This is a genomic window from Nocardioides sp. IC4_145, from assembly GCF_011250565.1.
Lineage (GTDB): Bacteria > Actinomycetota > Actinomycetes > Propionibacteriales > Nocardioidaceae > Nocardioides.
This window is the reverse complement of the sequence record NZ_JAANMS010000002.1, coordinates 142,899-163,921: the sequence shown is the minus strand read 5'-3', so window position 1 is coordinate 163,921 and position 21,023 is coordinate 142,899. Positions and strand designations below refer to the sequence as shown.

General features: G+C 73.9%; 16 protein-coding genes. 7 read left to right on the top strand and 9 right to left on the bottom strand.

Annotation, left to right across the window (positions count from 1 at the left end):
- Positions 1-15: 15 nt before the first annotated feature.
- Positions 16-864, top strand: coding sequence for an acyl-CoA thioesterase domain-containing protein (locus tag G6553_RS02040; protein WP_166188708.1), 849 nt, complete (start codon positions 16-18; stop codon positions 862-864).
- Between the two features lie 21 nt (positions 865-885).
- Here G6553_RS02040 and zwf read toward each other — a convergent pair whose 3' ends face one another.
- The 6 genes from zwf to G6553_RS02010 form a co-directional block, all read right to left on the bottom strand.
- Complete coding sequence (zwf, locus tag G6553_RS02035) at positions 886-2,355, bottom strand: glucose-6-phosphate dehydrogenase (protein ID WP_347565444.1); 1,470 nt, start codon at positions 2,353-2,355, stop codon at positions 886-888.
- Positions 2,356-2,361: 6 nt separating this feature from the next.
- Entirely contained in the window at positions 2,362-3,663 is a 1,302-nt protein-coding gene (locus G6553_RS02030) for an anthranilate synthase component I family protein (protein ID WP_166188707.1), read from the bottom strand.
- Complete coding sequence (locus tag G6553_RS02025; RefSeq protein ID WP_207619254.1) at positions 3,660-4,223, bottom strand: aminodeoxychorismate/anthranilate synthase component II; 564 nt, start codon at positions 4,221-4,223, stop codon at positions 3,660-3,662. The genes G6553_RS02030 and G6553_RS02025 overlap by 4 nt, the downstream gene beginning before the upstream one ends.
- Before the next feature lie 84 nt (positions 4,224-4,307).
- Positions 4,308-8,666: a LamG-like jellyroll fold domain-containing protein gene (locus tag G6553_RS02020; protein ID WP_166188703.1), complete on the bottom strand. Its 4,359-nt coding sequence runs from the start codon at positions 8,664-8,666 to the stop codon at positions 4,308-4,310.
- Positions 8,667-8,811: 145 nt separating this feature from the next.
- A complete protein-coding gene (locus tag G6553_RS02015) occupies positions 8,812-10,737 on the bottom strand; it encodes an anthranilate synthase family protein (protein WP_166188701.1) in 1,926 nt (641 codons plus the stop codon).
- A 62-nt stretch (positions 10,738-10,799) separates the two neighbouring features.
- On the bottom strand, positions 10,800-13,022 hold the full coding sequence (locus G6553_RS02010; protein WP_242679874.1) for a UvrD-helicase domain-containing protein: 2,223 nt from the start codon (positions 13,020-13,022) through the stop codon (positions 10,800-10,802).
- A 129-nt stretch (positions 13,023-13,151) separates the two neighbouring features.
- Here G6553_RS02010 and G6553_RS02005 point away from each other — a divergent pair, with 129 nt between their 5' ends.
- Positions 13,152-14,117, top strand: coding sequence for a hypothetical protein (locus G6553_RS02005; protein ID WP_166188698.1), 966 nt, complete (start codon positions 13,152-13,154; stop codon positions 14,115-14,117).
- A gap of 254 nt (positions 14,118-14,371) precedes the next feature.
- Here the strand turns inward: G6553_RS02005 and G6553_RS02000 are convergent, their stop codons facing one another.
- The 3 genes from G6553_RS02000 to G6553_RS01990 all read right to left on the bottom strand — a co-directional run bounded on the left by G6553_RS02000 (position 14,372) and on the right by G6553_RS01990 (position 17,063).
- Positions 14,372-15,121 (bottom strand): enoyl-CoA hydratase-related protein, encoded by a 750-nt coding sequence (locus tag G6553_RS02000; RefSeq protein ID WP_166188697.1) that lies wholly within the window; start codon positions 15,119-15,121, stop codon positions 14,372-14,374.
- 175 nt (positions 15,122-15,296) lie between these two features.
- Positions 15,297-16,832 carry a molybdopterin-dependent oxidoreductase gene (locus tag G6553_RS01995; RefSeq protein ID WP_166188695.1) on the bottom strand — a complete coding sequence of 512 codons (1,536 nt, stop codon included), beginning with the start codon at positions 16,830-16,832 and terminating at the stop codon, positions 15,297-15,299.
- A gap of 75 nt (positions 16,833-16,907) precedes the next feature.
- Positions 16,908-17,063, bottom strand: a complete 156-nt coding sequence (locus G6553_RS01990; protein WP_166188694.1) for a hypothetical protein — start codon at positions 17,061-17,063, stop codon at positions 16,908-16,910.
- 299 nt (positions 17,064-17,362) lie between these two features.
- On the opposite strand from G6553_RS01990, the gene G6553_RS01985 reads away from it, so the two are divergent.
- The 5 genes from G6553_RS01985 to G6553_RS01965 all read left to right on the top strand — a co-directional run bounded on the left by G6553_RS01985 (position 17,363) and on the right by G6553_RS01965 (position 20,954).
- The gene (locus tag G6553_RS01985) at positions 17,363-18,022 is read left to right on the top strand and encodes a fasciclin domain-containing protein (RefSeq protein ID WP_166188692.1); all 660 of its coding nucleotides are present in this window, start codon (positions 17,363-17,365) and stop codon (positions 18,020-18,022) included.
- 44 nt (positions 18,023-18,066) lie between these two features.
- Positions 18,067-18,666, top strand: coding sequence for a sigma-70 family RNA polymerase sigma factor (locus G6553_RS01980; protein ID WP_166188690.1), 600 nt, complete (start codon positions 18,067-18,069; stop codon positions 18,664-18,666).
- 1 nt (position 18,667) lies between these two features.
- Entirely contained in the window at positions 18,668-19,468 is an 801-nt protein-coding gene (locus tag G6553_RS01975) for an anti-sigma factor (protein WP_166188688.1), read from the top strand.
- A 55-nt stretch (positions 19,469-19,523) separates the two neighbouring features.
- Positions 19,524-20,105: a protein-L-isoaspartate carboxylmethyltransferase gene (locus G6553_RS01970; RefSeq protein ID WP_166188686.1), complete on the top strand. Its 582-nt coding sequence runs from the start codon at positions 19,524-19,526 to the stop codon at positions 20,103-20,105.
- Between the two features lie 81 nt (positions 20,106-20,186).
- Entirely contained in the window at positions 20,187-20,954 is a 768-nt protein-coding gene (locus tag G6553_RS01965) for a tyrosine-protein phosphatase (RefSeq protein ID WP_166188685.1), read from the top strand.
- Positions 20,955-21,023 lie beyond the last annotated feature (69 nt).

Sequence of the window (21,023 nt, the reverse complement as noted above, 5' to 3'; positions counted from 1 at the left end):
TGCCAGGATGCCGGCATGGAGCTGGCGTTCTTCACGTCCGACGACGGCGGCGCGAGCCTCGTCGCCACCGACCTGGCGGTCAGCAGCTGGGGCAAGGACCACCTGCACGGCGTGGCCGTCAGCGGCGGGATGGCCCGCGCGCTCGAGTCGCGGCTGGAGCAGGAGGGCCGGACCGACCTGCGGCCGGCGCGCTACACCGTCGACCTGTTCCGCCCGGCGAGCCGGCAGCCCCTGACGTTCGCGACCGAGGTCGTCCGCGCCGGGCCCCGGCTCGCGCTGGTCGACGTGACCGCACTCCAGGACGGCAGGGCGGTCTCGCGGGCGAGCGGGCTGTTCCTCAAGCCGACCGCCGACACCGAGGGCGAGGTGTGGTCCCCCGGCACCGCCCCGTCGCCGCCCCCGGTCGACGTCGCGCCGCCGACGACCGAGCCGCACGTGCCGTACCTCCACAGCGACGCCGGCTGGTCGCAGGACTTCCGCGAGCACCAGAACGCCTCGCGCAAGACGTCGTGGAACAGCGGCGTCCCCATCGTCGCCGGCGAGCCGCTGACGCCGTTCCAGGCGGTCGCCGCCATCGCCGACGGTGCCAGCCTGGTCACCAACTGGGGCACCAACGGCGTCGAGCACATCAACACCGACATCACGCTCACGCTGGTGCGCCGCCCCGCCGGCACCGAGATCGGGCTGCAGGCCGTGGACCGCCTCGAGCAGGACGGCATCGCCGTCGGCACCGCGACCGTCTTCGACCGCGAGGGCGCGCTCGGCACCATCGTGGTCACCTCGCTCGCCAACGCCCGCCGCACCGTCGACCTCGGCAAGGAGCAGTGGGAGGACGACGGACGGCGTACGACGTCGGGCGCCTGAGCCGGCTCACACCTGTCGGCGTCAGGCGTACGTGCCGTCCGGGGCCGGCATCCGCCAGGCGCGCTCGAAGGGCAGCCGCCACGCGTTCGGCGCGACGAGCTGGTGGATCGCGTTCGGCCCCCAGGTGCCGGGCTGGTAGGTCCGCACCGGCGGTGGCGTCTCGAGCAGCGCGCTCGACTTCTCCCACAGCGTCTCGATGCCCTCGGCGGTCGTGAACAGCGTGTGGTCGCCGCGCATCGCGTCGTGGATGAGCCGCTCGTACGCCGCCAGCACGGCCGTCGACGAGGACGTCTCGTGCGTGGCGAACTGCATCGAGAGCTTCTCCAGCTTCATGCCCGGCCCGGGCTTCTTGCCGTAGAAGGACAGCGACATCCGCGACTGGTCGGCCAGGTCGAAGGTCAGGTGGTCCGGCCCCTGCATCCCCGCCTGCGAGCCGGCCGGGAACATCGACAGCGGCGGCTCCTTGAACGCGATCGAGATGATCCGCGCGCTCTCGGCCAGCTTCTTGCCGGTCCGCAGGTAGATCGGCACCCCGGCCCACCGCCAGTTGTCGATCTCGACCTTGAGCGCGATGAAGGTCTCGGTGTCGGAGTCGTCGGCGACCTCCTCCTTGCCGCGGTAGCCGTCGTACTGCCCGCGCACCACGTCGTGCGGGTCGATCGCCTTCATCGACCGGAACACCTTGTTCTTCTCGTCGCCGATCGGGCCCGGCTCCAGCGAGGTCGGCGGCTCCATCGCCATGAACGCCAGCACCTGCATCAGGTGGGTGACGACCATGTCGCGGTAGGCGCCGGTCGACTCGTAGAACTTGGTGCGGCCCTCGAGCCCGAGCGTCTCGGGGACGTCGATCTGCACGTGGTCGATGAAGTTGCGGTTCCAGATCGGCTCGAAGAGGCCATTGGCGAAGCGGAAGGCCAGGATGTTCTGCGCCGCCTCCTTGCCGAGGAAGTGGTCGATGCGGAAGATCTGCTGCTCGTCGAAGACCTCGTGCAGCTCGGCGTTGAGGTTGACCGCCGAGGCCAGGTCGGTGCCGAACGGCTTCTCCATGACGATCCGCGACCGCTCGACGAGCCCGGCCTTGTCGAGCTGGTGGACGACGTCGAGCGCGGCCTTCGGCGGCACGCTGAGGTAGTGCAGCCGGCGCTTGCGCTCGTCGGGCCCGGGCAGCGTCTCCTCCGCGCGGGCGACCTCGTCGGCCAGCGCCTGCGGCCCCGCGGACTGCGGGAGGTAGCTGAGCAGGTTGCCGAACGGCGCCCACCGAGCGTCGTCGATCGTGCCCTCGCCGAACTCCTCGCAGGCCTCGCGCGCGAACGACTCGAAGTGCGCGCTGTCGACGTCCTCCAGGGAGGTGCCGACGATGCGTGTGTCCGCGAGCAGCCCCGCCTCGAACAGGTGCAGCAGGCCCGGCAGCAGCTTGCGGCGGGACAGGTCGCCCGTGGCGCCGAACAGCACGATCACGTGCGGCTTGGCCAGGCTCTCGACGGTGCTCACGCGGGGTTACCTCCTGGGGTCGTGAACGGGTCTCGCGAAGACGGCGAGCAGCCGCTCCGCCTTCCATCGTGCCTCGGCGTGCTCGGAGGCGGCGTCGGAGTGGACGGTGATGCCGCCTCCGGTACCCAGCTCCCACCGCCCGTCACCCGCGGTCACCAGGCTCCGGATGACCACGCCGAGGTCCGCCCGCCCGTCGGCCGCGACCCAGCCGAACGCGCCGGCGTACGCCCCGCGCGGCGTGGTCTCGACCGCGTCGATGACCTCCATCGTCCGCAGCTTCGGCGCGCCGGTCATCGAGCCGGCCGGGAAGAGCGAGCGCAGCGCCGCGACCGTCGTGACGCCCTCGCGCAGCCGGCCGCGGACGGTCGAGACCAGCTGGTGCACGCTCGCGTAGGACTCCACGTCCATCAGCACCGGCACCTCGACCGAGCCCGGCTCGCAGACGGTGGCCAGGTCGTTGCGGAGCAGGTCGACGACCATGAGGTTCTCGGCGCGGTAGCGCTGCTCGGTGCGCAGCCGCTCGGCCGCCGCCGCGTCCTCGGCGGGGGTCGCGCCGCGGGGCGTGGTGCCCTTGATCGGCTTGGTCTCCAGCGCTCGGCCGCCGTCGGGCTCGCGGGAGACGGTGGCGTAGCGCTCGGGGCTGCTGGAGAGCAGCCAGGCGCGCGCGCCGGGCACGTCGTGCTGGAGGAAGCCGGCGTACGGCGCGGGGTTGAGGTCGCGGAGGCGGAGGTACGCCGCCACGGGCTCGAGGTCGCTCGTCGCCCGCTCGCGGTGGGTCAGGTTCACCTCGTAGGAGTCGCCGGCGTGCAGCGCCTCCTGCACGCGGGCGAACGCCGCGGCGTACTCCTCCGGCAGCTGGTCGGGCGCCGACGTCAGGCGGTCCGTGGCAGCGGGTGCTCCGTCCGCATGACGTCCGGGGTCGTCGTGGGTGAACAGCCGCAGGTGCGACGGCCGCATCCACACCGCGTCGGGCAGCCCCGGCGAGGGGCGGGCCGGGAGGTCGGGGCGGCACGCGTAGCCCAGGTAGCCGAACCACTGGTCGTCGAGCCCACCCGCGGCCAGCTCCGCCTCGAGGACCGCGAAGACGTCCGCGCCCTCGGCCACCACGTCCGAGCGGCCGCCGACGTGCCGAGTGACGGTCCGGGTGGCGGCGTCGTACGAGATCGAGACGTCGTCGTCGGTCAGCCAGCCGAGCAGCGAGCGGCGCCCCGACCACTCCCGCGCGCCGCCGCCGTCGAGCCAGAAGCAGCGGGCGTGGGTGGCCGCGACCTCGGCGAACGCCTCCTCGACGTCGTGGGCGGCGCTCATCGGTCCACCCCCAGGAAGGCCGCGACGATCCGCAGCCCGTGCTCGGAGAGCACCGACTCGGGGTGGAACTGCACGCCCTCGAGCGGGAGCGACCGGTGCCGCACGCCCATCACCACGCCGTCCTCCGCGCGGGCGGTCACCTCGAGGCAGTCGGGCACGACCGTCGCTGCGAGCGAGTGGTAGCGCACCGCCGCGAACCCCTGCGGCAGGCCGGCCAGCACCCCGCGGCCGTCGTGCGTCACCCGCGAGACCGTGCCGTGGGCCGGCTCCACCCGCTCGACGCGACCGCCGTACGCCGTCACCAGCCCCTGCATGCCCAGGCACACGCCCAGCACCGGCCGGGTCGCGGCCTCGAGCACCCCGCGCCCGACCGCGAAGTCCGCGGGTTCGTCCGGGCGACCGGGGCCCGGCGAGAGCACCACGTGGTCGTGGGCGAGCACGTCGGCGGCCGTCACCTCGTCGTGCTGCACGACCGTCGGGAGGACGCCGGTGACCCGGGCGACGAGGTGGACGAGGTTCCAGGTGTAGGAGTCGTGGTGGTCGACCACCACCACGTCCATGACCACCGGTTCAGGCTAGTGGGTGCAGAACGGCTCGGCCCCCGCTCCCCGGTGGTGGGGAACGGGGGCCGAGCGGTCATCGTGCTAGCGCCGGACCTTGAGGCGCTGGACGCCGGACCGGGCCGAGGTCAGCACGTCGGAGCCGTCGAAGACCGCCACGACGCGGTGCGCGCCCCGCGGCATCTTCGGCAGCCGGACGACGACCCGGCTGCGGTCGCTGCCGCCGGCCCGGGCCGTCACCACCCGGTCGCCCACCCGGACGAGCAGCCGGCCGTTGATCCGCAGGTCGGGCGCCGCCACGACGACGACCGCCTTGGCGCGCTGGCCGGGCCGCACAGCGGCCTTCACCAGCTTCAGCGCGACCGCGGGGCGGTACCGCTTGACCGCCGTGCCGGTCGAGGCGGCGGTCACCGCCTCCCGCCCGGGCACGGTGGCCGTCACCCGCACCGCGAGCCGGGCGCCCGCGTCCGCGGCGCCGACCCGGTAGTCCGAGCCGGTCGCGCCCGGGACCGGTGCGCCGTCCCGCAGCCACTGGACCTCGAAGACCACGCCGTCGACGTTGTCCCACCCGCCGACGTCGGCGGTCAGGACCCCGCCGACCCGCGGCGAGCCACCGACGGTCGGGGCGACGCGGTTCACCGGCGCCGGGGGCGCCACCACGTCGACCACCCGGCTGGCCACGGCCTGGTTGCCCGCACGGTCGCGGACGACGTAGGTCAGCGCGTAGCGACCCGGGACGGTGGTGTCGACCGCGCCGACCACCTGGATCGAGGCCAGCACGCCCCCGTCGACGTCGTCGACCGCGGTGACGCCAGCGAGCGGGTCGAAGGACCCACCCGCGACCACGCGGCCGCCGGCCGGCACCTGCAGGCGCGGGGCCACGGTGTCACCGGGGGTGACCGGGCCGGGACCCGGGCCCGGACCCGGCTCGGGGTCGGTGCCCGGGTCGGTGCCCGGGTCGGTGGCCTCGGCGGTGAACAGCGAGAGCTGGCCGACCTCGCCGGCCTCGATGGGCTCGCCGGTCCGGGCGTCGCGGCTCACGGCGTACCAGCCGTAGGTGCGTCCGGCCTCCAGGCCCGACCACGTGACCGACGTCGGCCAGCCCGAGCGTGCCGTGTCCGTGCCGATCACCGTGTCGGTCGGCTCCACGACGACCAGCGAGTCGGTCGCGACGCTGGTCCGGCGCGTCTCGAGCTGGATCGGCAGGCGGGTGTCGTCCTCCATGCCGTTGTAGCGCCGGCGGTCGTCGTACTCGGTGGCGCCGAAGTTGTCGAGGAACGGTGAGTAGGTGTCGACCGCGACCTCGCCGCGGTCGACGTCGAACTGCAGCATCCGGAAGAACGCGGCGCCGAACTGCAGCGGCGTGCTCGGCTGGTAGCCGCCCACCTCGGTCAGCCCGAGCTCGCCCGCGGTCACCTTGTAGAACTGGTAGTCGGCGAGCAGCTCCACCACGTGGTTGCCGGTCCGCCCGACGTCGCGGCGCAGCTCGATGTTGACGCCGTGCTCGTGGCCGGACAGGACGAGGGCGACGTTGGGGTTGCCGCGGATCACGCCGTCGAGGACCTGCCGGCCGTCGTAGGAGAACCCGCCGCCGCGCCCGTCGGGGTTCGAGCTCGGGGTGATGTAGGCGTGGGTGAGGACGATCGCGTTGCGGTCGGCGTACTGCTGCAGCACACCGTCGGCCCACGCGGCCTCCTCGGCGCTCACGCCGAAGCCGAGCGCGACGATCACGAAGTCCAGGCCTCCCGCCGTCATCAGCGAGTAGTGGTTGCTGTTGTCGTCGGCCTTCCAGGGGTGGTAGCTCACCTGGGCGTCCTGCCAGGTCTGCTGGGTGGCCTGCGCCTGGTAGCGGGACGCCGGGAAGTACTCGTTGTAGAGCCTGTTGTCGGCGCCGTAGACGTTGTCGTGGTTGCCCGGGAGCGTCCCGTTGGGGATGCCGGAGTCCTCGATGATCTTCTGCGCCGCGGAGGCGACCTCGTACTCCTTGCGGGCGTTGGCCTCGTCGTCGGTGGCGTTGTGCCAGTTCTCGATGATGTCGCCGGTGTGGGCCGCGTAGGCGATCTTGCGGTCCTTCCAGTTCGCGGCGATCCACCGGGCGGTGTCCTCGTAGGCGCGCCGCCAGGTGTCGCGCTCGGCCTGCGTCTCCTGCTCGACCGCGCCCTCGACGAGGTACTGGGTGTCGGTGAGGTGGGCGAGCGCGAAGTCGTAGTCGTCGGGGTCCTCGAAGGCGTCGCGGACCGGGTTCTCCAGGTCGTCGGCGAAGGGGTCCTCGCCGGTGACCAGGACCGGTACGACGCCCTGGTCACGGTGGCGCGCCGTGACCTCGGCGGCCAGCCGGACCTCGCCCTGGGCGTTGCCGCGGGTGCGTCCGAGCTCCTCCCAGGCCTGACCGTTCCATGCCCGCAGGACGGCCTCCCGGGCCGGGTCGACGACGCCGGTCCAGATCAGCTGCTGGTCGGCGACGTCGGCGGCCGGCACGTCGAGCTGCTGGAACGGGATGCCGTCGGTGGCGGGGCTCTCGAGGAGCGAGCCGTCCCCGGGGCGCAGCGCGTCGGTGACGGGCTCCTCGGTCCGGCCGGTGAAGTCGCGGGTGGTCGGCAGGTCGGCGAGCACGCCCTGGCGCCCGCCCTCGGCGACGACCACGCGGGCCTCGGAGAAGGTCGTCGTGACGTCGCGTCCGCTCGGGTTGGTCGCGATGGCCGAGAGCGTGGCCGAGCCCGCGCCCTGGTCGGTCTGGGTGCCGCCGGGGGACGGGATGTCGGCCGAGGTGAACTCGATGGTCTCGTCCACGAGACCACCGAAGACGTCGTGGCCGGAGATCCGGATGACGTGCTGGCCGGCCTTCATGCCGACGCCGATGCGCTGCCCGGGCCGGATCTCGTCGCCGTCGAGGGTGTAGGCGACGTCGTAGCCGAGCGCCTCGGGGTTGCGCAGCTCCACCTCGAACCGGGTGGCACGCGTCAGCACCCCGCCGTCGGCGGGGGTGGAGGAGAGGACGCCGGGCCGGTAGTCGTTGGGACGACCGGCGTAGGCGTGGTGCCCGAGGGCCAGCACCTCGCTGGCGGTCAGGCCCCGGCTGAACACCCGGGCGGCCGAGACGGTCGACGGCGAGTAGAACTGCGGGAGGTTGCGCGCGGCGGCGTCACCGCCGACCACGAAGTTGCGGGCACCCGCGGTCGGCGTGCCCAGCGTGCCGGCGGCGGCGCGCTCGGCAGCCAGGGTGCCGTCGACGTAGAGCCGGCTGGTGGTGCCGTCCCAGCTGCCGACGACGTGGTACCAGCGGCCCGGCTCGATGACCGTCTCGGTGCTCCGGTAGGAGCCGCCGACGTAGGGGTTGAACGACAGGTTGTTGCCGTACATCGTGATCGAGAAGCCGCCTGACTCCTTCGCGCCGCAGACGTTGCCCCGGGACTCCTCGCGACCGGCCTGGAAGTCGGCGTCGTACTTGAAGAAGCACTCCACCGTGAGCGCCGAGCGGAGCTTGGGGAACTGCTCCTCGAAGGGGTAGAGGTACGCCGCGGACGTGCCGTCGAAGGTGGCGACCTGCTTGCCCAGCGGCGCGTGCGTGCCGATCCGCGGCTCGCCGAAGGTGCGGGGTGCGATCGCCTGGGCGGCGTCGGCCGGGGTGCCGTCGGCGAAGTCCACGTCGAGGACGTCGGCCACCGGGGCGACCGGCGAGGTCTGCTCGGCGGCCTGCAGGGCCTGGACCTGCTCGAGGCTCAGGGCGTCGCCGAAGATCCGCGCGCCACGGATCGTGGCGAGCGACCAGAACTCCCCACCGTCGGTGGTGTTGCTGTCCGCGCCCAGCAGGAGGCTCCGGGCTCCGCCCGCCGGCGTGCGGAGCGGGGCCGCCGCGTCGACCGAGCCGACCAGGGTGCCGTTGACGTAGAAGTGGGCGGCCGTGCCGTCCCAGGTGCCGACCGTGTGCACCCACTCGCCGGTGCGGATCGGGGCGTCGATCTGGCGGTAGGCACCGCCGAGGTGGGCCATGAACCGCACGTTCGTGCCGACGACGACGGTCGCGAACCCGCCCGAGTTCTTGTTCGAGCAGACCGAGGCCTCGCCGCTGGCGGCGGTGCGGGCACCGTCGTACCGGAAGGAGCACTCCAGCGAGAAGCCACCGGCGAGGGAGGGGTACGCGTTCCGGATGTCGTAGGCGACGGCGTCGTCCCCGTCGACGGTGAGCGACGTGCGGCCGCGGTCGAGGTCGCCGACGAGCCTCGGCTGGCCGAGGTTGCGGGGGGAGACCGCGCGCGCGTGGTCGGCGGTGGTCCCGTCGCGGAAGTCGACGTCGAGGACGTCGGCCACCGGGACCGCGACCTCCGGTGCGGCGGGGGCGGCGTGGGCGGTGGTCGCTCCCGTGCCGACGAGCGCCCCACCTCCCAGCGTCGCGGCGGCGATCAGGCCGGTCAGTCTGCTCCACCTGGGCGGGCGTGGGGGCATGGCTGTCGTGCTCCGTTCGAGTCGTGGACTGGCCGGAGCAGTCTCGGAGCACGGCGCTGGGCCCGGGTGTGGACCACCTGTACGTCAGCCGACGACCCGACGAACACTTGGGGGGTGCTCGCCGGACGTCGTCGGCGCGTGCGCGCTAGCGCGTCGTGGGGGTGTCGAGCAGCAACGAGACCACGTAGTCGTGGAGCAGGTCGTAGCCGCGCTCGGTGAGGATCGACTCGGCGTGGAACTGGATGCCCCGGTAGTGCGGCCCGGCCAGGTGGTGCACGTCGCCGGACTCCGGGTCGGTGTCGACGCGGACGCCGTCCGGGAGCGCGTCGTCGTCGCCGACCCGGGCGACGAAGGTGTTGTAGAAGCCGACCCGCTCCGTGCGGCCCCCGAGCGGCACCGGCGACTGGGTGCCCTGGAAGACGATGTCCTTGTAGGTCAGCGGGATGCCGAGCTGGTGGCAGAGCGCCTGGTGGCCGAGGCACACCGCGAGGAACGGCTGCTCCTGGGCCATCAGCTCCGCGACGGCGCCGCGCAGGTTCACCATCTTCGGGTCCGCGTCGTCGCGCGGGTCGCCCGGGCCCGGCCCGACGATCACCAGGTCGTAGCCGTCGAGGCACCCGGCGACGTACTCCTCGTGGCGCACGACCTCGCTGGTCATGCCGAGCACGCCGAGGACGTGGCGCAGCATGTTCACGAAGTCGTCCTCGCCGTCGAGGATCACCGCGCTGCGGCCGGCGAGCCGCGGGTCGGGGGTGGAGCCGCCCTGGTCGGTCAGCCAGAACGACGACAGCCGGCGGTTGCGGGCGTTGAGCGCGAGCAGGACGTCCTCGTCGCTGACCAGCTCGGCGACGTTCACGTCCGGGGTCGGCGCGGGCGGCACCAGGCCGAAGGCGCTGAGGATGCCGCCGGCCTTGGCGTGGGTCTCGGCGACCTCGTAGGCCGCGTCGGAGTCGCGCACGAGCGTCGCGCCGGCGGTCACCTTGAGGTTGCCCTCGAGGTCGACGTCGGCGGTGCGGATGACGATCGGGCTGTCGACGACCGGCCCGCCCTCGGCGTCGCGGCCGAGCACGGCCAGCGCGGCGCCGTAGTAGCCGCGGCCCTCGGTCTCGTACTGCTTGATCAGCCGGCAGGCGTTCTCCACCGGGCTGCCGGTGACGGTCGCGGCGTACATCGTGTCGCGCAGCACCTCGCGGGGGTCGCGGTCGGTGCGGCCGGCGAGGAGGTACTCGGTGTGGACGAGGCGGCTCATCGGCTTCAGGAACGGCCCGAGCACCTGGCCGCCCTGGTTGCAGATGTCGCACATCATCTTCAGCTCCTCGTCGACGACCATGAAGAGCTCGTAGATCTCCTTCTCGTCGCGCAGGAACTCCAGGAGGTCGCCCTTGACGTCGGCGTGCGGGTCGCGGGGGATGCGGAAGGTGCCGCTGATCGGGTTCATCCGCACGTCGCCGCCGTGGATCGACACGTGCCGCTCGGGGCTGGCGCCGACGAGGTAGCGGTCGCCGGTGAAGAACAGGAACGTCCAGTACGCCCCGCGCTCGCGCTCCAGCAGCCGGCGGAGGACGGCCAGCGCCTTGTCGGCGCCCCAGTCGGCGACCTGCGCGCGGTAGTGCCGGCCGACGACGAGGTTCGCGCCCTCGCCCTGGCCGATCTCGTCGCGGATGATCGCGTCGACGAGCTTGCCGTACTCCTCGTCGTCGGTCTCGAAGCCGCCGCGGTCCGCGAACGTCACCTCGACGTCGTCGATCGCCTCGACCACCTCGGCGACCGAGAACTCCAGCTCGGTCTCCACGTCGACAACCACCAGCGGGGTGCCGTCGTCGTGCGCCTCGAACCCACGCTCGGCGACCTGCCGGAACGGCACCGCGAGCAGCCGGTCGGCGATGTGGCCGTCGCGCGGCGGCCCCTGCTCCAGCGGTACGTCGAGCAGCGACTCGACCACGGAGCGCCTGCCGCCGACGAGCCCGACGCTGTCGCGGTCCCCCGCCCGCGTCGACCGCCGGATGATCGCCCACGCCTCGTGCCCCTGGAGCGCGGCGATGGCGTCCCGGGCGTTCGGCGTGCTCGTCATGGCGCGAACTCTAGTTGTCACCCGCCGCCGGTTCCTCCCGGTTCCACCGCTCCGCCCCGCGCTCAGCTGATGGTGGTCAGCAGCTGGGTGGCGCGGGTGAGGACGACGTACAGCGTGGCGCGGCCGGTGAGCGACTCGTCCTCGATCTCCTGGGGGCGGACGACGACGATGCCGTCGAACTCCAGGCCCTTGGTGTCGAGGCCGGTGAGCACGACGACCCGGTCCTCCCCGGACGGCGTGACCGAGGAGTCGACCGCCGCACGGGCACCGGGGGCGTCGTCGGCGAGCTCGGGCCAGGAGGCCAGCCAGGAGTTGACCTCGGAGCGGCGGGCGACCGGGACGACGATGCCGACGGTGCCGCCGACCTTCCCGGCGATGTCGACGACGGCCTCGCGGGTGGCCGCCTCGAGGTCGGTGACGCCGGTGACCTCGACCGGGTCCACGCCGGTGGAGCGGACGGCGGTGGGGAGGTCGGCGTCGAGCCCGACGCGCCGGGCGTACGCCTCGGCGTACGCGTAGATCTCGGCCGAGTTGCGGTAGTTCGTCGAGAGGTGGAAGGCGTGGATCCGCTTGCCCTCGAGCGCCTCGGCGCGGGCGGCCTCGGCCTCCTCGCGCACCGGCCAGGACGACTGCGCCGGGTCGCCGACGATCGTCCACGAGGCGGCGCGGCCGCGGCGGCCGACCATCCGCCACTGCATGGGGGTGAGGTCCTGCGCCTCGTCGACGAGCACGTGGGCGAAGCCGTCGTCCTCGATGCGGTGCTGCGGGGGCGCCCACGCACGGCCGGAGGGCGCGTACTCCCGGTCGGCGGCCGTGGTCAGCTCCTGCAGGTCGACCGAGCCCTCGATGGCCGAGAGCGGGTCGTCGCGGTCGTCGTCGGGCTTGGCGGGCACGTCGCCGAGCGCGTAGCGCAGCTCGTCGAGCAGCGCGACGTCGGCGACCGACAGGTCGGTGGCGCCGGCCCACGACTTGAGCAGCAGCCGCTGCTCCTCGGGCGTCACGACGCCCTCGCCGACCCGGGCGAGGAACTCGGGGTCGCGCAGCCAGCCGAGCACGGTCGGCGCGTCCAGCGGCGGCCACCAGGCCACCGCGAAGTCCACGAACCGCTGGTCCGAGAGCATCTCCTCGTCGAACGCCTCGCGCCCTCGGTCGCGCCCGCGCTCGCCCCGCACCTGCCGCCACATCGCGTCGAGCAACGTCGGGGCGACCCGCGGCAGCTGCTTGTTGCGGCGGCCCTGCGACATCAGCTGGCGACGCAGCCGGCCGAGCAGGCCGCGGTCGAGGACGATCGTGTCGTCGCGCCAGAAGATCCGGAACTCCGTCGGGCTGCCCGGAGCCTGCTGCCGCGCCGTGCGCCGCACGAGCTCCGCCATCCGCGCCGCGCCCTTGACGTCGGCGACCGCCGGCTCGTCGTGCCGGGTCGCGCGGACGCCGTCGACGACCTCGCCCAGCGAGCGCAGCGCGACCGCGGTCTCGCCGAGGCTGGGCAGCACGCGCTCGATGTAGCGCATGAAGACGCCGCTCGGGCCGACGACGAGCACGCCACCGGTCTCGTAGCGGCGGCGGTCGGTGTAGAGGAGGTACGCCGCGCGGTGCAGCGCGACGACCGTCTTGCCGGTGCCGGGGCCGCCGGAGATGGTGACGACACCCTTGCTGGGCGCGCGGATCGCCTTGTCCTGCTCGGCCTGGATCGTGGCGACGATCGAGTGCATCGACCGGTCGCGGGCCCGCGAGAGCTGCGCCATGAGCGCGCCCTCGCCGACGATCGGCAGGTCGAGGCCTGCCTCCTCGAGCGCCTCGGCGTCCAGCAGCTCGTCCTCGACGCCGACGACCTCCGGCCCGGCGCAGCGCAGCACGCGGCGGCGGATCACGGCGTGCGGCTCGGCCGCCGTGGCCTGGTAGAACACCGCGGCTGCGGGCGCGCGCCAGTCGATGAGCAGCGAGTCGCGGTCGGCGTCGCGCAGGCCGATCCGGCCGACGTACCGCGGCGCGGGGTCGAGCTCGGGCCGCATGTCCAGGCGGCCGAACACCAGGCCCTCGTGCGCGGCGTCGAGCTGCGCGATCCGCTTCGCGGCCTGGAAGACCATCGCGTCGCGCTCGACGAGACCGCCCTCGTGGCCGAGCCGACCGCGCTCGTGACCCTCCGCGGCCAGCTGGCGCGCGGCGGTGGCCGACTCCTTCAGCTGGCGGTAGACGCGGTCGACGAACGCCTGCTCGCCCGCGACCTCCCGGTCCGCGAGCTGCTGGTCGTGCTGGTCCTGCTGGTCATTCGATGCTCCGGACAACGCTCGTTCTCCACTCGTGCGACGTCCCTGCGGGCTTGCGCCGCCCGGTCGTCGCGCCCGGATCGGCAAGTCCTCAAGCCTAACCGCCGCCTGTGGGATCCTGCGCACCATGCCGAGGAGTCGACGCTGATGCCGGGGTGGCGGAGCGCGCGCTGGGTGCGCCGCGCCCGCGTCGCCGCGGCCGGCGCCGTGGTCGTCACGGCCGCGATCGTCGTGCCGCTCGCGCCCCGCTGGGTGGAGGCGTCCCGGCCGGGCCCCGACCTGTCCGCGCCCGAGGTCGTCGAGGTCTCCACCGAGTGCCGGTCCCGCGCGGAGGGCGAGCTCGACCATCCGGACTTCCTGCTCGGCGACGCCGCGTGGGCTCGCTTCTGCGTGGTCGGCGGCTCCTATCCCCTGAAGATCGGCTCCGCGCTCGTCCCCGATGCGGTCCTCGCGGAGGGCGCGGCGTCACTGGTGCGCGGCTGGCAGCGCGCCGACGGGCAGGGCGGCCCGTGCCGGCCGACCCTGTCGGCGACCAAGTTCGCGGTGCAGGTCGGCTTCGACGACGGCACCGTCGCCGAGGTGTTCGGGGAGACCTCGGAGTGCCCGGCCTACACCCGGCCCGGCTCCGCGGTCCGCGTCGTCGCCGGCGGTCGCGTCTTCCGCGACCTGATGACCGCCCTCGCGCTCGAGGCGGGCGCCGCCGACGCCCCCTCGACGGTCGAGCCGGGCTGCCCGGCCTCGCCGCCCGACCTGCCGGCCGGCATCACCCGCCGGCCGACCACCGACCTCGTGGGGACCGGCGTGGCCGCGGCGGTCGTGTGCCGGTACGACGGTCCGGGTGCGCGTCCGGTCGCCGCGCCCCTGCGGCCGAGCGACGCCGAGCGGGTCCGGGTGCTCGCGCTGGGCGCCTTCGACCCGACCCCGCCGCGGTGCACGCCCGACCCCGGCGCCGCGGCGTACCTCGCGAGGCTCGTCGGGCGGGACGGGACGACCTACGACGTCGGGCTGGCGGGCGCCGAGTGCGACGCCGTGCACCTCGACGACCAACGGATCGGCGTGTCGCCGGCCCTGGCCACCGCGCTCGCGGGGCTCGCAGGCGGGACCGATTCGTGACGTCCCTCGCCCGTGGTCACGATCTGTTACCGAACGCTGACTTTGCCGTGGACGTCGTGTGGATGGCGCCCGCGTAGTTTTCTTTTCATCGGCAGGGTGACCTGCCAGGGAACGAGGAACGACACGAGCCACCGGGGGGATGGCTCGCGTGCGGCGTCGGGGGGCGCCGAGCGTCCTCGTCCGTCGAGACCCGTCCGGCGCCTTTGGGGGACCGCCGGACGGGTCTCGTCATTTCTGCGCTCCCGCGCGGGCCGCTACCTCCTGCGTGACAGGAACGCCGACATCGCCCCGCGCGCCTCCGCCGAGCCGAACAGCCGGGCGCTCTGCGCCGCCACGTCGTCCCCGAGCCGGTCGATCCGCTCGAGCAGGTCGTGCGCGAGGAGCGCCTTGGTCTCGCGCAGCCCCTGCACCGCGCCGGTCGCCAGCGACGCGCACACCCGCTCGACCTCCGCGTCCAGCCCTTCCGCCGGCACCGCCCGGGTCACCAGGCCCATCCGCTCGGCCTCCGCGCCGGTGAACGTCTCGCCGGTCAGGAACGTGTACGCCGCCGCGCGCGACGTCAGCCGCGGCAGCACCGTCAGCGAGATCACCGCCGGGGCGAGCCCGAGCTTGACCTCGGTGAGCGCGAACGTCGCGTCCTCCTTCGCCACCACCACGTCCGCCGCCGCGACCAGCCCGATCCCGCCGGCGCGCACCGCCCCCTGCAGGCGCAGCACCACCGGCTTGCTCGAGCCCACGATCGTCCGCTGCAGCCGGACGATCCCCCGCGGAGCGTCCTCCGGCGCCCCCGTCGACGCCTCGGACAGGTCTGCGCCGGAGCAGAACACCGTCCCCTCCGCCCGCAGCAGCACCACCTTCGCCGCCTCGTCCGCCTCCGCCCGCTCCAGGCACTCGCCGAGCTCGCGCACCAGCTGCGCCGACAGCGCGTTGCGGTTGTGCGGAGAGTCGAGGGTGATGGTCGCGACCTCGTCGGCGACCGCGTAGTGGACCAGCTCATCAGCCATGCCGTCATCCTGCCGGACCCCTGCTGGGCGCTCTCGGCCCACGGGCCGTGGGTGGTCGCGGCGGGACCGGTCGGCCGTCGGCGAACTACCAGAACTCCGCCGCGGCGTCCGTTCTCGCAGGTGGGCGGGGGCCGCATCGAGACTTGTGGTCGCTCGTCGACGAGATCGACGAGGCTCAGGAGACGGTGACGAGGAGCTCCTGGATGCCGCTAGAGCCGGAGGGAAAGGGGTTGGCGCGGGCGGGGGACTGGGGGTCGCCGTCGCCGTCGACGACGCGGGAGGCGATCCGGTGCTGGCCGGGGGTGGCGTCCCAGCGGAGGAACCACTGGCGCCAGTAGTCGTTGCCGACGTCGGCGCCGAGCTCGGCGTCCTGCCAGGGGCCGCCGTCGACGCGGACCTGCACCCGGCCGACGCCGCCGTCGAACTGCGCCCAGGCGACGCCGCCGATGACGTTCTCGCCGGCGTCGAGGTCGGCGAGGGCACGCGGGGTGTCGATGCGGCTCGACGGCTTGATGGGGGCGTCGGTGGCCCAGTCCCGCTCGGTCCAGTAGGCGTCCTGGTCGGCATACGTCGTGAGCGTCATCCGGGTGACCCACTTGGTGGCGCTGATGAACCCGTAGAGACCGGGGATGACCATCCGCGCGGGGAAGCCGTGCTCGCGCGGCAGCGGCTCGCCGTTCATGCCGACCGCGAGCAACGCGTCGCGGCCGTCGGTGGCCAGCGCCAGCGGCGTGGAGATCGTCATGCCGTCGACGTCGGTGGAGAGGATCTGGTCCGCGCGTGAGCCGACGCCGGCCCGGTCGAGCAGCGCGACGAGCGGTACGCCGAGCCAGCGGGCGCCGCCGACGTACTTGCCGCCGACGCTGTTGGAGACGCAGGTCAGGGTGATGTCCTTCTCGACCAGGTCCATCGCCAGCAGGTCGTCGAAGGTGAACGTCACCTCGCGCTCCACGTCGCCGTCGATCGTCAGCGTCCAGCTCTCGTGGTCGACGATCGGCACGTCGAGACGGGTGTCGACGCGGTAGAACTCGTCGTTCGGCACCTGCAGCGGCGTGATCCCCGGGAACCGCTCCTCCAGCCCGCGCGGCAGCGGCGCCAGCGGGTCCGCAGCCGCGGGCAGGTCGACGTCCACACCACGGGAGCGGTACGACGCCACCCACCGGCCCGCGCCGCCGAGGACGGCCGCGGCGCCGGCCACGACGCCGAACGCCACGAGCAGTCCGCGGCGGGACGGCCCGGAACCTGCGGCGCTAGCGCCCGAGGAAGAGGGGGAGGAAGAGGGGGAGGCGGGCCGGGCCGACCGCACCAGCCACCCCAACGCGGCGACGCCGACGACGAGCGCGACCAGGCTCGGCACCACCGCGGACGGGTCCGCCGCCGGCCGGGTCAGGGCGATCGTGGCCGGGACCGCGACCAGCAGCACGAGCACGCCGGCGCCGTACGCGAACCGCCGCCGGGCCACCAGCCCGGCGACCGCGGAGAGCAGCACGACCCCGACGAGCACCGACCCGATCAGGATCGGCTTGTCGCGGTCGCCGAACTGGCTGATCGCCCACTCCTTCACGGGCGTGGGCGTGAGGTCGATGACCTGCGAGCCGACCGTGAGGACGGGCGAGGTCGCCGGGTCGAGGAGGGCGGCGACCAGGTGCCCGGCGGCGACGCCGGCGAGGGTGGCGAGGACGCCGGCGAGGGCGGCGAGGAGTCGGTTCACGGGGGTGGTTCGGAGCGGACCACCCCCGTGGACTGCCACGTCAGCCCCCGCGGACAGGTCACTCCGGCGAGCAGGTCACTCCGGCGAGCAGGTCACCCCGACGCTGCACGTGGCCGCCGAGCTGCCGGCCGTCCCGGCGAGCGCCGGGACCAGGAACGAGACGACGGTGACGGTCACCGCCAGCACGAGGAAGGCGAGGAACGCGAGGAACGCGCGCCAGGACGAGGACATGTGTGCGGCCCCCCAGCCGTGCGCCTGCACCGCAGGCGGATCGATCCTCCGGCCCGACGGATGCTCGGCACCGGCTCGCGCGGTCGTGGTCACGAGACCGTCGCGGTCGCCACCGACGCTACCTCCGCCGCGCCGCGCACCCGGCTGATCGAGCGGCCCGGCGACGTTCCTTGCACCAACGTTGAGGAACGCCGTTGCCCGCGTCACAGGGACGGACCAATCCGCCGGGGCCGCGGGGCCGAACAACCCCCGACAGCGCACCGACACGGTGCGCACGGCCCCTCCAGGAAGGCTCCACCATGAAGCTCCAGACCCTGCGCCGCACCGGTGTCGCGGCCGCCGCGATCTCGCTCTCCCTCGGCCTGGCGGCCTGCAGCAGCGAGGACGACAGCAGCGACACCGCCTCCGACAGCACCTCCTCGAGCAGCGCCGAGACCAGCGCTCCCGCCGAGGAGGGCACGACCGAGGCCGCGGCCGGCGCGGAGGGACAGACCTTCGGCGACGCGTGCTCCGCGGTGCCCACCGACGGCCCCGGCTCCTTCGACGGCATGGTCCAGGACCCGGTCGCGACCGCGGCGTCCAACAACCCGCTGCTCGAGACCCTCGTCACCGCCGTCGGCGCCGTCGACGGCCTCGCCGACACCCTCAACTCCGCCGAGGCGCTCACCGTCTTCGCGCCGACCAACGACGCGTTCGCCGCGATCCCGGAGAAGCAGCTGCAGGCGGTCCTCAAGGACCAGAAGCAGCTCGCCGCGATCCTCTCCCACCACGTCGTCGCCGGCCAGCTCGACCCGGAGTCGGTCGCCGGCGAGCAGGAGACGCTGAACAAGGACATGGTCACCGTCGAGGGCGACACCTCGGGCATGACCGTCGACGACGCGAACGTGCTCTGCGGCAACATCCCGACCGCGAACGCGACCGTGTACGTCATCGACCAGGTCCTCATGCCCCCGGCCTGACCGGTGGCACCCACCGGCTTCGGGCGACTGACAGGATTCATCGGGTGGAACACCTGAGACCCGTCGCGACGGGCGGCCCCGACGAGGGGACGCCCGTCGCACCCGACCTCGCCGACCTGCTGCGGTCGGCGGGGCGGGGGGACCAGCAAGCCTTCGCGCAGCTGTACGACGCCACGTGCTCGCGGGTCGTCGGACTGGCCGTCCGGGTCGTGCGCGACCCGGCCCAGGCCGAGGAGGTCGCCCAGGAGGCGTTCCTCGAGATCTGGCGCACGGCGAGCCGGTACGACCCCGACCGCGGCAGCCCGCTGTCGTGGTTGATGACGATCACGCACCGCAAGGCCGTCGACCGGGTCCGCTCGGCGGAGGCGGCCACGCGGCGCGACCAGGGCTACCACCACCAGAACCAGCCGGTGCCGCACGACGTCACCGCCGAGGCCGCCCACGCCTCGCTGGAGGCCCACCGGGTGCGCCACGCGCTCCAGAGCCTCACCCCGGTCCAGCGCCAGGCGTTGGAGCTGGCGTACTTCGGGGGGTACACCCACACCGAGGTGGCCTCCATGCTCGACCTTCCGGTGGGCACGGCGAAGACCCGGATCCGCGACGGGCTGATCCGACTACGAGACACGATGGGAGTAGGGAGCTGACATGAGCGACGACATCCACGCCCTGTCCGGCGCCTACGCCGTCGACGCGCTGGACGACATCGAGCGCGCCCAGTTCGAGCGGCACCTGGCCGGCTGCGAGACCTGCCGCGAGGAGGTCGCGAGCCTCCAGGAGGCGAGCGCGCTGCTCGCCGAGACCACGATGACGCCGCCCGGCGCCGACCTCCGCGACCGCGTGCTCGCCCAGATCGCCACCGTGCGGCCGCTGCCCCCCGTCGTACCCGTCGGGACCGATGCCCCCGACGGGCCCGGGACGAAGGCCGCGCCGCGCTCCGCGCCGGATGCCGGGACGTCCACCGGCTCCACGTCGGCGCCCGGCACGCGCCGCCTGCGGACCCTGCTCGTCGCAGCCGCCGCGGTGGTCGCGGTCGGCGTCGGCGGCACCGTGGTGGCCCAGCAGCCGTGGGCCGACGACGACACCAGCCAGGCGCCGCGCCTGTCCGCCGTCGAGCGGATCCAGCAGGCGTCGGACGTGCAGACCTTCCGCCACCGCTTCCCCGACGGCGCCGAGGCGGTCCTCTACCGCTCGGCCTCGCTCAACGAGGCGGTCGTGGTCACCAGCGACATGGGTCCGGCGCCGGAGGGCAAGGTCTTCCAGGCCTGGCTGCAGCACGACGACACGATGGTCTCGGCCGGGCTGATGCCCGAGGGACCGGACAACGTCGTCCCGCTGGAGGGCGACCCGGCCACCGCGGACGGCTTCGGCATCACCGTCGAGCCCGCCGGTGGGTCGGTCGTGCCGTCCGAGACGCCCGTCCTGGTCGTGCAGTTCGCCGACGCCTGACGTCGGGCCCGGCCCTCGGGGGTCTGCTCCCCGCAGGGCCGGGCACCGGTCCGGGGTGGTCCCCGAGCAGCCGACCGGTGCCGACGCTGTGGCCGCGGCCTTCGCCGCCACACCGCGCTCCGGCTTCCTGCCGCCGGAGGTGCGGGACCGCGCGGCGCACGACGGACCGCTCGCGCTCGGCCACGGGCAGACCAGCTCCCAGCCGAGCACGGTGGCGGCCATGCTGCGCCTGCTCGACGTGCGCCCGGGGCAGCACGTGCTGGACGTGGGCGCGGGCTCGGGCTGGACGACCGCCCTGCTGGCACACCTCGTCGGCCCCACCGGCCGGGTCCGCGGCACCGAGGTGGTCCCGGAGCTGGTGTCCTTCGGCGCGGCCAACCTGGCGCGGACCGACCGGCCCTGGGCCTCGCTCGTGGCGGCCGACCGTGACGTGCTCGGCGACCCCGGCCACGCGCCGTACGACCGCATCCTCGTCTCCGCTGACGCCCCCGAGCTGCCCCGCAGCCTGGTCGACCAGCTCGTCGACGGCGGCCGCATGGTGCTGCCGGTCGCCGGCGTCATGCTGGTCGTGGACCGCGACGGGGAGCGCGCCTCCGTGCGACGCGAGGGCCACTACCGCTTCGTGCCGCTGGTCTGAGCGCCACCGGTTGGCAGGTGGTTCGCGGCTGGTTCGCCGGTTCGCCGCCGACCGGTCGCCGACGGCCCCTATCCTGCGCGGGTGAGCGAACCGCAGGTCGGCGAGGAGCTGGTCCGGCTCGCGTCGGCGGACAACTTCCGCGACGTCGCGGGGGACGGCCACCCGACGACGGACGGCGGACGGGTGCGCCGCGGCGTGCTGTTCCGCTCCAACGAGCTGCAGCTGACCGACGCCGACGCGCACGCGCTGCGCGACCTCGGCGTCACGGCGGTCTACGACCTGCGCGGCGACCAGGAGGTGGAGGCGCACCCGGACGTGCCCGTGCCGGGCGCGACCTGGCGCCACCTGCCCGTCGGCGGCATCCCGATGGACCGGGTCGCCGCGCTCGAGTCCGGGGAGGACTCCCTGGCCGCGATGCTCGACGTCTACCGCGGGTTCGTCGAGCACCCGGCCGCCCGGTCCGCCTTCGGCGAGCTGCTCACCGCGATGGCGACCACCGACGGCCCGCAGCTGTTCCACTGCACCGCCGGCAAGGACCGGACCGGCTGGGCGGCGGCGGTCGTGCTCGGGCTCGCCGGTGTGGCCGACGACGTGATCCTGGCCGACTACCTGCTCACCAACACCTTCTCCACGGCCACCCGCGAGAAGTACCTCGGCCAGATCGCCGAGCACCTCGGACCCGAGAAGGTCGCGGTCTACGAGGCGGTCATGGTCGCCGACCAGGCCTACCTCCGCACCGCGTGGGACGCCGTCGCGGCGGCGTACGGCGACCTCCGCACCTACGTGGTCGACGGGCTCGGCGTCGCGCCGGACGACGTCGGCGCGCTGGTGCGCCGCCTGCGCGACTGACGCCCGAGTCACACCCGCGCCGACTGGTTGACGGGAACAACCGGGTCGCGGCGGGCGTTCCTACCCCTC

Coding starts and splice junctions, on each gene's coding strand:
- G6553_RS01985 (WP_166188692.1), top strand. CDS start 17,363: ATGAAGCTCCAGACCCTGCGCCGCACCGGTGTCGCGGCCGCCGCGATC.
- G6553_RS02040 (WP_166188708.1), top strand. CDS start 16: ATGGAGCTGGCGTTCTTCACGTCCGACGACGGCGGCGCGAGCCTCGTC.
- G6553_RS02020 (WP_166188703.1), bottom strand. CDS start 8,666: ATGCCCCCACGCCCGCCCAGGTGGAGCAGACTGACCGGCCTGATCGCC.
- G6553_RS02025 (WP_207619254.1), bottom strand. CDS start 4,223: ATGGACGTGGTGGTGGTCGACCACCACGACTCCTACACCTGGAACCTC.
- G6553_RS02030 (WP_166188707.1), bottom strand. CDS start 3,663: ATGAGCGCCGCCCACGACGTCGAGGAGGCGTTCGCCGAGGTCGCGGCC.
- G6553_RS01990 (WP_166188694.1), bottom strand. CDS start 17,063: ATGTCCTCGTCCTGGCGCGCGTTCCTCGCGTTCCTCGCCTTCCTCGTG.
- G6553_RS02015 (WP_166188701.1), bottom strand. CDS start 10,737: ATGACGAGCACGCCGAACGCCCGGGACGCCATCGCCGCGCTCCAGGGG.
- G6553_RS01975 (WP_166188688.1), top strand. CDS start 18,668: ATGAGCGACGACATCCACGCCCTGTCCGGCGCCTACGCCGTCGACGCG.
- G6553_RS02005 (WP_166188698.1), top strand. CDS start 13,152: ATGCCGGGGTGGCGGAGCGCGCGCTGGGTGCGCCGCGCCCGCGTCGCC.
- G6553_RS02000 (WP_166188697.1), bottom strand. CDS start 15,121: ATGGCTGATGAGCTGGTCCACTACGCGGTCGCCGACGAGGTCGCGACC.